We start from the raw sequence: 12,995 nt of genomic DNA, 5'->3' as shown, positions 1-12,995 counted from the left end.
CTGAATTATTTTGCTTCATACCAGTTGGAACCTATATTCACGTCCACTTCTAAAGGTATACTTAATATAGCAGCGTTTTGCATTTCTTCTTTTAAGATTGCCATAACCTGCTCTTTTTCTTCCTCATGTGCTTCAATTAATAATTCATCGTGAATTTGAAGAATCAGTCTGGAACGATAATTAAGCTCCTTTAATTTTCTATTTACACGTATCATAGCAATTTTTATAATATCTGCTGCTGTTCCTTGAATAGGAGAATTCATAGCCACTCTTTCCCCAAAAGAACGTTGCATAAAGTTAGAAGATGTTAATTCCGGAATGGGTCTTCTTCTGCCAAAGATTGTGGTAACATATCCATCCTTTTTACCTTGCGCCACCAGCTCATCTAAAAAATTCTTAACACTTGGGTAGGTCTCAAAGTATTTATTAATATAACTCTCTGCTTCTTTCCTTGATATATTTAAGTCCTGACCCAGTCCAAAAGAACTGATGCCATATACAATACCGAAATTAACTGCTTTTGCGTTGCTTCTCTGTAAAGGGGTAACTTCTTCCAATGGAGTATGAAATACCTGAGAAGCTGTAATCCTATGGATGTCCTGTGCTTCTTTATATGCAGCAATTAATTTCTCATCTCCTGACATATGGGCAAGTACTCTTAGTTCAATCTGTGAATAATCCGCATCCACAAAGATGTAGCCTTCTTTTGGTATAAATGCCTTACGAATTGCTCTTCCTAGTTCCATACGAATAGGAATGTTCTGCAAGTTCGGATCAGTACTGGATATTCTTCCGGTTGCCGCAATGGTTTGATGGAACTTCCCATGAATTCTTTTATCCTCACTGATAAAAGCAGTTAACCCATCTGCGTAGGTGGATTTTAACTTAGTTAACTGTCTGTATTCTAATATAAAAGAAACGATTGGATGTTCAATTACTAATTTCTCCAGTATATCAGCAGAAGTAGAATAGCCGGTTTTTGTTTTCTTTCCAAATGGAAGTCTTAATTTTTCGAATAAAATAACACCTAATTGTTTTGGAGAACTGATATTAAATTCTTCACCTGCAAGTTCATATATCTCTTTTTCCAGTTGAGCTATTTTAACACCAAGTCGTTCACTGTAAGCCTTTAATTCTCCCTCATTTACTCCGATACCCCGCTGCTCCATATCAAAAAGGGCAAATACCAAGGGCATTTCAATTTCTCTGAATAATTGTTCCATATTCGTATCTTTTAATGCCTTCATTAGCTTATCATAACCCAGATAATTCACATATCCCTGGTAACAGCAGAAATTCTTAAATTCTTCCGGACTGCCATCCATAGCTTTAATTAAAGATATTTTTCCAAAAAGTTCGGATTCATTAGGTATAATAAGATTTAAGAAATCTCTTGCTATATCGTCATAGTGATAAGTACTCTTTAAAGGATTTAACAAATAAGCACCAATACCAAGGTCTGCTATCGGATCTTTTTCGGTGGCTAAAATAAAATCCAATTGGGATTTCAAATCATTAGTTGCAATTAAATAGTTATGATCAACTATATTTTTCACTTTATCTTGTAAATAAGCGGCCGAAATTAATCCTTCCACTTTAATAAAATAAATATCCTTCTCACTAAAAGTAAGACTGATACCAAGTATGGTACTATTCTCACGAATTAACTGTAATCCTACAACCACGGATTGGTCATCGGTCTTTTGTGATAAAAGTTTGTTAAATACATTCTCCGCTTCTACAAAATCTGTAATTATTTTAAATAATTTTTCTACCCCTTCATTATGGCTTACATCTACCTGAAAACGGCTGATTAAATTTTTAAATTCTAGTTTCTTAAAGTAAACAAAAGCTTCTTCATTGGTAAGATTCTTTATTTCTGCCTGAGAAATATGAAAATCAATATGGCAATCTGTTTTAATGGTAGCTAAAGTTTTACTTAATACTGCCAGATCATAATGATTCTTTAACGCTTCCCTTGCTTTATTAGGAGTGATTTCTTCGACGTGTTCATATGCATTTTCGATAGAATCGTATTGTGATATGATTTTTGTTGCCGTTTTCTCACCAATTCCCGGAACTCCAGGAATATTATCTGAGGTATCGCCCATAAGCCCTTTTAAATCAATAAACTGCTTTGGAGTAACACCGTATTTCTCAATTACATCTGCTGTGTTATAATTTTCTACTTCTGTACCGCTCATTTTAGTTTTGGGAATCCGAATTTTAATCTTATCCGTAGCCAACTGTAACAAATCCCGGTCCCCTGATACAAGGGACACTTCATACCCTTCTTTTTCACAGGTCTTTGCTATGGTACCTAATACATCATCCGCCTCAAATCCAGCTTTTTCAACTATATTTACACCCATCGCCTTTAATACCTCTTTCATAATAGGCACCTGTTCTCTTAATTCCTCTGGCATGGATTTTCTTGTTCCCTTATATTCCTGAAACATTTCGTGACGGAAGGTGGGCTTATTCAAGTCGAAAGCAACGGTAAGATATTCTGGTTTTTCTTCGTCCAGAATTTTAAACATAATATTTAAAAAACCTAACACCGCATTGGTGTGAAGCCCTTCTGAATTGGTTAAATCCGGTAATCCGTAAAATGCTCTATTTAATATACTGTGTCCATCTATTAATACAATCTTTTTCTCCATGTTTTTAACATGCTCCTTTCACAGGTTGAAAGAATAAAATTCCTTCAACTATACACCTATTTCATCATCTACTTACAGATGTTATACTACTCTAAAAATCAGGTTGAAAAATGGTTTTGTTGTAACTCTTTCTAATATAATTTTCTTTCAACCTTTGAAAAAATCACTTTTTGGTGTCCCACTCATATTCCGGATAGGTTTTTTCTAACCGAATAGCGGATTCCGGATCTTCTTCCATTAAAAAATTATGAATTTCATTTAAATGTCCGGAAATCTTTCCAGAAAGTATACCATCCCCATCCTCAGGGAACAGCCCTTCTATATAAAAATTACTTTTGAAAAGCTCCTTATGAAGCACATCTTCTACTACAAACTCTCCAATTCGAAAGCTGGAAATAAATGCAGTCAAAGTTATTACAATGATTAAAATAATTTTTTTCCTAATATGTAATATCTTATCATGAAAAATTCTATCTTCCGAACGTTTTATTAATTGTAGCAAATCCTGATGAAAATTCACAGATAACTCTTTATCTTCATCTAATTGTTTCATACCTGAAAGAAGGACATAATACACCTCCAATTCCTCCATACAGTTAGGGCAGGAATGAATGTGATCTATAAAATCTTCCATTTGGTTGATATCTAATTTTTTATTGATAAACGGCATAATCAACCGTTGTGCGTCAATACAAGTCATGTCTCTTCCTCCATTGACAAGCTGGAAATGTCTATTATTAATTCATTTTACCCTTTTTTAGATAATGTTTCAACACAGAATTTATTAATACAGGTAATAAGGGTATATTGGGCTAATAATATTGATGTGTTTATGTGATTTTAATAGGTAGCTGATAATAAGGAACCCACCTGTGTTTATTCTTTTGACGCAACAAAGACAAAGCAAGGATTATACAACCCTTGCTCTGTCTTTTTAATGTCTCACTAATAATATTTAGCTTCCATTATTAAGATCGTTAAGATCTTTTACCTGAATTATTTCAATAGTTAACTTCGTTGCCTCCTAAAGCCTCCATTTACCATCTCTCCTAACTCGGGATCATAATTTCATGCTACATTACTTTTCGAGACACATTCATATTTAAGGAATACTTACTTAAATTCACAAGGAAAAATCCTTATGGAATCTGTTTCAGTATCCATTACCTATTATGTTTAATTTAATCTAAATTATTCGTTATTTTTTAAACTTATATAATAAAATCATGTTTCGAATTTTATAAAAAAGAATTTAGCATTATATAATTAACATAAATCTTGTTCATGATCTTGGCACTCCACTCAGAAAATCCAAGCAAGCTTGTATTTGCTTCATTCCGTTTTTATTATACCATGAACATAAAGTTGTTCATGATCTTGGCACTCCACTCAGTAAATCCAAGCGAGCTTGCATTTGCTTCATTCCGTTTTTATTATATCATGAACATAAAGCTGTTCATGATCTTGGCACTCCACTCAGAAAATCCAAGCAAGCTTGTATTTTCTTCATTCCGTTTTTATTATATCATAAAATTCAATTAAGTAACAGACTTGTAATAAAATTGATAAAATTGTAAAATAAGAGCCAATTCTTTAAATAAAGGAGAGTGAATCTGCTTGGGATATTTATAAAAACAATGGGAATGATTAATATATTTTAACAGCGGATTAACAGCTGGTCTTTAACAACAATAATGAAATAATAATACTCTTTGTATTTTATAGGAAGGTGAATATTTGGATAATTTATTTGAGCTGATGGTTGCAGAACAACAAAAACAAGAAGTGGGTAAAATATTAGATTGTAATAATAAAACAAAACAATTCGGATTGGCATTGTCAGAAGAAGAAGCTAAGGAATTGATCATAAGCCGAATGAATTCATTAAGTGATAGCCAGCGGATTGAATTTGGCGAAGGTATTTTACCTAAAATTATATATTTATTTTGTGATTCCCAGTATGTTAATCAAGATAACTACGCAAGTACATTATCAGAACTACAGGAAATATTTTATTTATATAAAAATGAAACACAGGATGAACTAACTGATGATGAATTACTTGCTTTTATGAAAAAACAGTTTGAAGAAATTTGCTTTGGGGATTTAGAGTATTTAAAAAGCACATGTTTAGAAAGATTTGCAAAAGCTGTTCGTTCAGGTTATCAATCCCAAATGCAATCCAGATTAAGAGACGAATATACATTGAGAGATGTAGAAAACGAATATGATAAACTATCAGAAGAAACCAGATGGGATTATGAAGTATATAAGCAGAGACTAGAGGATATGTATTAAGAGGCAATAAATCCGTTTCTTCAACTAAAATGTTTTAAGTTTTATGTAAACTAAGAATCTGAACTATTATTTTACATTAATTACTTAAGGCAGAGTCAGTTACCAGGTTCTGCCTTTTTATTATAGATACTGCTTTACGTATCAGGTAACAACTTATATAAAGTCCAAAGTTTTTTCTTATAATAATATGTTATTTTACTGTGATCAGTATTAATGAAATCTATCTAATGCATACAAAATCACTATTATTACTTAATTACTTTTTTAATTATATACCCTATTGTTTCTGCCATTCGCATAAATCCAAGATCATTTGGATGACAGCCATCTACCGTACAGCTGTCTCTGCCATCATCCTTAAACAGACTTTGCCCATCGATGTAGTATACATTTTTGTCTCCTTCATTTATGGCATTTATGTATGTGGAGTAAATCACATTCCGTCTTTGTATATCGCAAAACTCATATGGATTAAAGTCAGGTTTTGATATAAAAATAATTGGTAATTCCGGATTCTTTTCTCTGAATCTTTTATATATGCTTCCATGGGTATGGATTAAATGTTCAACACTTGGGGCATTATGGTCATAATCGCATACAAACACACTCATATTCAGCTCAGACATATAATCCACAATTTCATCCTCTCCTTTTGCATTTCCGGAGAATCCAAAATTTATATAATCACAATCAAGCATTCTTGATATTATCGCCTGGTAGCTATTGCCCGGTCTTGATGCACACCCACCTTGGGTTATGGAAGATCCATAATATAGTACAGGGTTTTTATATTTATAGCTATCACCCTTTTTTAGAATGGCGGTCTCCTGCAATCCTATATACAAATCAGAAACATCATTATAAAGAGGAAAATTTATAGTCAAATCCCTCTCCCTGTTATCATTAAAATATATGATAGATTCATATCCATCCTCCATTCCTACCGGAGGCATAAATGTTTTATAATACGTACTTTTCCCATCATTATTAATATATAAATCAAAACCGGAAGTCCCTGCAAGAGTCATATGAGGTAAAACAGTAACCGATGGCATTTTTGCTTTTATAGCAATATATCGGGAGGTTGTTTTTAACCTTACTCTTCCGCCGGTTGTATTATAATTTAAAATACCCACACCTTCACTTGCAGCTTTGGCAATATCATCAGGCATACGTTTGAATACTGTTTCTTTCTTGTAGTTATATAATCCATAAATTTTAAATGGATCATTACGAACATCAAAGAATAGAATATCGTTTTCATCAAAGGATGAAGAAACTTTAAGATTTTTATCAATTTTTGAAATATCCTTCTCCAAATTAACCTCGATTCTGGCATTTTGGTTGCCTTAATAACCACAGCAAACTTGATGCATCAGCACAAACTGCAGTTGAAAACTTGTTTTTTAACCTAACACCTACAAATTAATTGCATTGTATCAAAAAGAAAAAGCCTCCGCAATATTTACGGGGGCTTTTCAGTAAAATATTTAAAACTGGCATTCCATCTATAGCTTTTTATATAAAAAAATTGGCCCGGGGGATATTTCAACTGCTTATTATTCCACACTTTTTAGTGCTTCCACCATGTTAATACGGTTAAGGGTGCGATTTGTTATCCAGTTAACGATTATGGCAAAGAGGAACGTAATCGCCGCTGAAAATAAATAGCTGACAGGCTCTATATGCACTGCAAAATGAATGGAAGGCATGTTGAGAACGGTGGTAAGTAAACCGCTTATGACCCGGCCTACCGGCAAACCGATCAGGATACCTACCCCTGTCAGAATCAATGTCTCTTTATTAACATATTGATAAACCTCATTGTCATAGAATCCCAGCACCTTGATAGTGGCCAGTTCCCTGACACGTTCAGATATATTGGTGTTGGACAAGGTAAACAGCACCACAAATGCGAGACCTCCGGCCATAACTATAAGCAGCAGAACTACCTCATTTATCAGATCAAAGCCGAAATCCTTCCGCAGTGCGGCTATACTGACAGTGGAAAGCACAGAATCATTGTCAAGCAGTGTTTCGGCATATGCTGTCTGATCGCTGCAGGCAGCAGACAGATGTGCAAGCATGCCGTTTGGTACATACATGCCGAATAACGATTCATATAACTTTTGTGTCATATATACGTTGTTACCCAAATAGTTCCGTACAATACCGGATACGGCAGCTTCGTGCTGCTCAAGCTCCATATTTTGCATAGAAACAGTGTCACCAATTTTAAGTCCGAGAATCCGGGCTGCATTTTGTGTAATAAAGATACCCTCATCATCCAGATGAGTTGTGGTTCCGTCCAGATCCTCAATACGAATATAGTCCTCTATGACACTTCCACTGGGAATTACCATCAGCTGCACGGAACTCGACTCTCCGTCCTTATTGAGCAGCTTTACGCTCTCAATACGCAAATTCAGATAATCGTCGATACTAACGTCCTTTGCCAACTGCCGAACCAAATTATCGTTTTCTTTTTCATCAAAAACAGCCATCAGATCGTATTGATATATATAATCATACTGGCTAGGCGCCAATTCCATTACGGAATCTTTGATTGCAAAACCGCAGATTATCAGGGCAGTGCAACCCATAATACCACCAATAGTCATAAACATGCGTTTTTTATACCGGAACAGGTTGCGGATGGTAACCTTATTCAGGAATTTCAGACGATTCCAGACAATTGGGATACGCTCAAGCCATACACGGGTTCCGGAGCGGGGTGCTTTGGGACGCAAGAGGGTTGCCGGCATTTGAGTCAGTTCGCTGCGGCAGGCAAGAACGGTTGCTCCTACTATGGCAGCTATAAACAACAGGACGCCACCTACCCCATAAAGGATATCGAAACGCAAGTAAAGCTGTGGAAGGCTGTAAAGCTCCTTTAAAATAACCGATACAAAACGAGGCATGAAAATGAAACCAAATATATCACCCAAAATCCCCCCTAGCACGCAGGCTATTAAAGCAAACAGAAGATATTTTCCATAGATTTCTGCATTCCCAAATCCTAAAGCCTTATATGTGCCAATCAGACCACGCTCTTCTTCCACCATCCGGGTCATCGTGGTGAGGCTCATGAGAACAGCCACCAATAGAAATATAACAGGAAACAATTTTCCTACACCCTCGATGGAGGATAAATCCCGGTTTAGGCTGAAATAACTGTCAAGGGCAGTGCGGTCTTGAATATACCATCTTGTCATATCAATGTCGTTCAGCTTAGCATACCCATCAGCAAGTTTTTGCTGTGCCTCTTCCTTTTTACTGGCATATTCCTGTTCTTGTTCCATTAGCTCCGCTTCCCCATCAGCCAGTTCTTGTTTCCCCTCGGCAATGTGGTCCCATGCATCCGCAATTTTTACTTTAGCATCAGCCTCTTCTTCCTTTAGTTTCGCTTCCCCATCAGCTGTCTCAACTTTTCCATCTTTCAGCTGGGTACGTCCTTCAAGCAATTTCAATCTTGCATCTTCCCACTGTGCCCACCCTTCGGCCAGTTCCGCCTTGCCAGCTTTCCATTCAGCCCACCCTTTTGCCAGTTCCGCTTTTCCGGCTTTCAGTTTGGCCCTTTCCTTGGGCAGTTTTGCTTTTCCAGCTTCCAATTCTGCCTTCTTGGATTCAATGGTTTTCCGCGCTTCCTCTAGCTTCGTCTGTCCAATTGCCAGCTCTGCTTCCCCTTCGGCCAGTTTTTGCAAAGCAGCCGCCTTTTGTTCTGCAAAGATGTCTTTTTGAGCATCCAGTGCCTTTTGGCTGCCGTTTACTTTACCAATTCCCAATGCCAACTGAATGACAGCAGATTCAGGCAAAACATCCAATTGTGCATCCTGTGCTTTTATTTGCCTAATGGCGTTAACAAGGGTAGTACTTTCAGTGATAGTACCTGCTGCAATAGCACTGTCATCAGCTCCGGCTGCCGCCAGAGCAGCAGTAGCATTTACCAGCGAGTTCCATTCATTTGCGGGCCATGCATCCCCAAAAGCATTTTTGAGCTGCACAATCCCTGGCTCTAGCTGCCCGCGGGCTGTGTCCAACTGGTTCTGGACATTATTTAGCTGTTCCTCGGCGGCGGTAAATTGTTCTTCCGCGCTTTTCCGTTCTTCTTCCAACTGTTGTTTACCCTCTTCTATTTTTTCAGCCTTTTCCTTCAACTGGGCTTCACCTTGCACAAGCTGTTTTTCACCTTCTGCCAGCTTCTTTTCACCTTCCAAGAGTTTTTTTTCACCATCCGCCAACTGCTTTTCATTCTCTTTCAGTTCTTTTTCTCCATCTAACAGCTTCTTTTCACTTTCTATCAATTCTGCTTTGCCTTGCTTAAGCTGTTCTTCACCCTCTGACAGTTGCACTTCGGCTTCCGCCAGCTCTCCTTTTGCATTCTCTAGCTTCAAGCGGGCTTTAGAAATCTTTTTCTCCCCATCTTTTTGCTCATTAACAAGGGTGGCCTCGCCATCGGTGAGCTCTTGTCTGGCCTTGGCTATATCCCTCCAGGCATCGGTAAACTTCTTATCTGCCTCCGCAAACTTCTCATTCATGGTGCTCTCGGCATCTGCGATTTTTCTTTTCGCTTCAATCAAGACGGCGTCGTAACGTGCCTGTTCCCGTTGTACTTTTACACTGCTTTCAATATTACTGATAACGGATTGTACCTTGTTTTCATATTCATGGGAATAAGTGTCCATCTCTTTCATTCCAGACAATGTAATATAGACCGCGGTAAAAATATCGCTGTTAACGTCTGCCTCAGTAACAAAAAACCTATAATCGGCTGTAGCGGTTGAACGAAAAATACTTCCATTTCCGTCACTACCCTGAATGTCCTTGGGGTCCAATACCAGACCTGTAATAGTATAGGTAGTATTGGCGAAGGTGGGAGCTTCTGTTTCTTCTTCTAACTCCATATCCAAATTCATATCCATATTAGAATCACCTTCCTTATTCAGGTTGGCATCAGTATCCCTGTCATTCAGCGTATCTTTGGTGTCCTCCTTATCACTTTTCTCAATGTCTTCCTCTATGGTAACTGAGCCGCCAATTGAATTACCGCTTTCATCCAAATATTTTTGGGTAACTGCCATTTCCCCTGCCTTAGTTGGCATTGCACCAGCCAGTAATTGTGGCATGTTCAGACCTTTACCATTCAGCACGGTCATATCCGCGCTTTTGTTCATGCCATTTACATAGGTGTGAACGGTCTCACTATATTCTCCTTCAACAGCTTCCACTTCGTCCACTCCCCTGAGAGCATCTACATCTTCTTGTGTTAACCCCAGCGTGGACAGGATTCGAATATCAAATAGGTTTTGTTTGTCAAAAAATTTATCCGCCGAGTAATACATATCCAGACAGGCTGCGTACAACCCTGTCATCATTCCAACTCCCAGCGCCGTTATAATAAGAATGGATAAAAAGCGTTTCCAGCCTTTTTTAATGGAACGCCAAATATCCTTATGAAAAGCTTTGCTCATACCATCACCACTCAATCTGCGCAATAGGCGTAGGCTGCTCATTTTGTACAGTTTTAATTACCTTACCGCTTTTAAAGTGTATAACCCTGTCTGCCATAGGTGCAATGGCTGAGTTGTGGGTTATTATGAGCACCGTTATATTATCCCTGCGGCAAGTATCCTGCAAAAGCTGTAAAATCTGTTTACCGGTATTGTAATCCAACGCTCCTGTGGGTTCATCACACAAAAGCAATTTGGGATTCTTGGCAATGGCACGGGCAATAGATACACGCTGTTGTTCTCCACCGGAAAGCTGGGCGGGAAAATTATTTTTACGTTCCGAAAGCCCTGCTTTGTCCAGCGTTTCGGATGGGCTTAGAGAGTTTTGGCAAATCTGGGCAGCCAGTTCCACGTTTTCCAGCGCTGTTAAATTCGGTACCAAGTTATAGAACTGGAACACAAAGCCAATCTCCATACGACGATAGCCTATCAACTGCTTATGGCTATATTTGGAGATATATTCACCATCTACAATTACATCTCCTGATGTGACAGTATCCATACCTCCCAATATATTCAGTGCTGTGGTCTTACCTGCACCGGAAGCACCTAAAATAACGGCCAACTCGCCTTTTTCTACTGAAAAACTTGCGTCATCCAGGGCACGGATTGCCACCCCATCAGAAGGGTATTCCTTTACAATGTGATTGAATTCAATATATGCCACTATATCCTCTCCTTTTAGTTATACTAGGAGACAACATGATTTGTCTAAAAAACTGCAAAAAAATACAGCCCCTTGACTTATGCCTACCTGAAGATTATTATAAATACACGATGTTGTCTTCGCAACCGTCAGATGTTTATATAACGATGTATTCACAACAAAACACCTTGTAAGTGTTGTTTTAAAAACAACAATAAAAGAAATATTCTGTAAGGAGGTCAATTTTTGTGAAAGAATTAAAAGTGAGCAGAAGAACACAGTATACCCGAATGGTATTGCAGGACAGCTTGATTGAGCTGATGAAAGAGAAATCAATTTCAAAAATAACGATTAAAGAGTTATGCGAAAAGGCAGATGTTAACCGAACCACCTTTTATGCTCATTATACCGACCAATATGACCTTCTTCGTAAAATCGAGGATGAAGTACTCTTATGGCTAAAGGAGGCTATTATCACCCTTCTTGGAAAGATAACGGATAAATCCGGTACAATGCAGGTTCTGGAGGGTATTTGTGAATACTTTGTTGAAAACAGCAAACATCTGCAAGTTTTAATGAGCGAGCAAGGAGATATTGATTTTCAAAAGGAAATATTTACACTAATATATCAGCAATGTGGTATTTCCCCTCCATCCCCGACAAATATATGGTTGGGGATAAATGAAGATGCTTTTATATTCGCTGTAAATGGAAGCGTTGGCCTCATACAGCATTGGTTAAAAAATGGTTTTAAAAAATCGGCAAAAGAAATGGCTGAAACTATATATGAGCTGACAATTCATATTAGATAACTTAACAGTTAATCTACTTATGAAACTTTCCCGCTAGATACAATGAAAGCCACCATACAGGTGGCTTTTATTGTATTCAAAGTTCTTTTTCTTTATCTCATCAGTACGAATGGGTATATTGATACGCAATTCTAGGACTTCCATCTTGAACATAAATAATTCCGCATTTTTCAAACCCGTTTTTTTCTATCAAATGCTGCATTGTATGGTTATCACTATGGGTATCTATTCGCAAGTTGGATATTCTTTGTTTACAGAAATCCAAGCATCGGCTAAACACACCCTTCACTACTCCATCGCTGGCAACACGGTGTATCGTCCCGTAAGGGTCGTCATTTTTCCATGAGCCACTTTCCATATACGAATATGTCACTTCCGGCCCGATTATAAAGGCAAAAACCCCATGTATTTTATTATTTTCAACATATACAAATAACTGTTTACTTTGAATATCCTTTCGTAGTAATTCACGATTAGGATAAGAATCCCGCCATTGAGTTGCATTGCCGTTGTCTGCCATATACTTTCTGGCCATTGCGTATATATTTAAGATTATATCTAGTTCTTCGTATTTTGCAAGCCGTATCATATGCATCCTCCCATATTTAAATCAAACTAGGAAGCGGATATTAATATAAAGCCTATCAATTGGCCCGGAAGCCGCTATCCTTACCATATTTTTGAAATCCTCATGTTATACCTTCGACTAACATAAACCAGGCTAAAAAGTTCACTATAATCATGACCACCAGTGAGAACTGGTGGTTTGTTCTGTCCCTGTAAGGGACTATTACCGGCATAGGCCTCAAAGGCCCTTCGAAAATAAAAGCCCTAACCGCACCTTTTTCTCTGGTTTAGCCCTAACAAGGGCTTTTATTATTTACCTTTTATTACTGACTCACCCGTAAACGGGTTTATATATTCTTTGAGACTCAGTTGGTCATATGCTTGATCATCCATTAATTGATTTCTGATATATTCTTGAATCTTTTTGGCGTTCTTACCAACCGAGTCAACATAGTATCCTCTACACCAAAATTTTCTGTTCCCATATTTATATTTTAGA

9 protein-coding genes are annotated in these 12,995 nt (G+C 37.5%); 2 read left to right on the top strand and 7 right to left on the bottom strand.

What is annotated here, in order from left to right; translation table 11 throughout:
- Positions 1–5: 5 nt before the first annotated feature.
- Positions 6–2,663 carry a DNA polymerase I gene (gene polA / locus BM183_RS13635; protein WP_091687427.1) on the bottom strand — a complete coding sequence of 886 codons (2,658 nt, stop codon included), beginning with the start codon at positions 2,661–2,663 and terminating at the stop codon, positions 6–8.
- Positions 2,664–2,826: 163 nt separating this feature from the next.
- Positions 2,827–3,363 carry an anti-sigma factor gene (locus BM183_RS13630; RefSeq protein ID WP_091687426.1) on the bottom strand — a complete coding sequence of 179 codons (537 nt, stop codon included), beginning with the start codon at positions 3,361–3,363 and terminating at the stop codon, positions 2,827–2,829.
- Positions 3,364–4,400: 1,037 nt separating this feature from the next.
- On the opposite strand from BM183_RS13630, the gene BM183_RS13625 reads away from it, so the two are divergent.
- Positions 4,401–4,961 carry a DUF6323 family protein gene (locus BM183_RS13625; RefSeq protein ID WP_242960995.1) on the top strand — a complete coding sequence of 187 codons (561 nt, stop codon included), beginning with the start codon at positions 4,401–4,403 and terminating at the stop codon, positions 4,959–4,961.
- Positions 4,962–5,209: 248 nt separating this feature from the next.
- On the opposite strand, the gene BM183_RS13620 is transcribed toward BM183_RS13625, so the two are convergent.
- From BM183_RS13620 to BM183_RS13610, 3 genes are all read right to left on the bottom strand, one after another.
- A complete protein-coding gene (locus BM183_RS13620; RefSeq protein WP_091687425.1) occupies positions 5,210–6,280 on the bottom strand; it encodes an SGNH/GDSL hydrolase family protein in 1,071 nt (356 codons plus the stop codon).
- Between the two features lie 240 nt (positions 6,281–6,520).
- A complete protein-coding gene (locus tag BM183_RS13615) occupies positions 6,521–10,432 on the bottom strand; it encodes an ABC transporter permease (RefSeq protein WP_170848013.1) in 3,912 nt (1,303 codons plus the stop codon).
- Between the two features lie 4 nt (positions 10,433–10,436).
- Positions 10,437–11,141, bottom strand: a complete 705-nt coding sequence (locus tag BM183_RS13610; RefSeq protein WP_418884583.1) for an ABC transporter ATP-binding protein — start codon at positions 11,139–11,141, stop codon at positions 10,437–10,439.
- Positions 11,142–11,365: 224 nt separating this feature from the next.
- On the opposite strand from BM183_RS13610, the gene BM183_RS13605 reads away from it, so the two are divergent.
- Entirely contained in the window at positions 11,366–11,929 is a 564-nt protein-coding gene (locus tag BM183_RS13605; protein ID WP_091687422.1) for a TetR/AcrR family transcriptional regulator, read from the top strand.
- Positions 11,930–12,029: 100 nt separating this feature from the next.
- Here BM183_RS13605 and BM183_RS13600 read toward each other — a convergent pair whose 3' ends face one another.
- Together BM183_RS13600 and BM183_RS13595 are read right to left on the bottom strand one after the other, a co-directional pair.
- Positions 12,030–12,518: a GNAT family N-acetyltransferase gene (locus BM183_RS13600; protein WP_091687421.1), complete on the bottom strand. Its 489-nt coding sequence runs from the start codon at positions 12,516–12,518 to the stop codon at positions 12,030–12,032.
- A gap of 287 nt (positions 12,519–12,805) precedes the next feature.
- The coding region (locus BM183_RS13595) for a transposase (RefSeq protein ID WP_170848012.1) at positions 12,806–12,995 on the bottom strand (190 nt) is incomplete at its 5' end.

Source organism: Anaerocolumna aminovalerica (assembly GCF_900115365.1).
Classification (GTDB): Bacteria; Bacillota; Clostridia; order Lachnospirales; family Lachnospiraceae; genus Anaerocolumna; species Anaerocolumna aminovalerica.
Note: the sequence above shows the minus strand (reverse complement) of the source record. Positions and strands in the feature narration are given on the sequence as shown.

What these genes read in the sequence shown, in the direction of transcription:
- polA (WP_091687427.1), bottom strand. Translation starts at nt 2,663, where the DNA reads ATGGAGAAAAAGATTGTATTAATAGATGGACACAGTATATTAAATAGA.
- BM183_RS13630 (WP_091687426.1), bottom strand. Translation starts at nt 3,363, where the DNA reads ATGACTTGTATTGACGCACAACGGTTGATTATGCCGTTTATCAATAAA.
- BM183_RS13615 (WP_170848013.1), bottom strand. Translation starts at nt 10,432, where the DNA reads ATGAGCAAAGCTTTTCATAAGGATATTTGGCGTTCCATTAAAAAAGGC.
- BM183_RS13600 (WP_091687421.1), bottom strand. Translation starts at nt 12,518, where the DNA reads ATGATACGGCTTGCAAAATACGAAGAACTAGATATAATCTTAAATATA.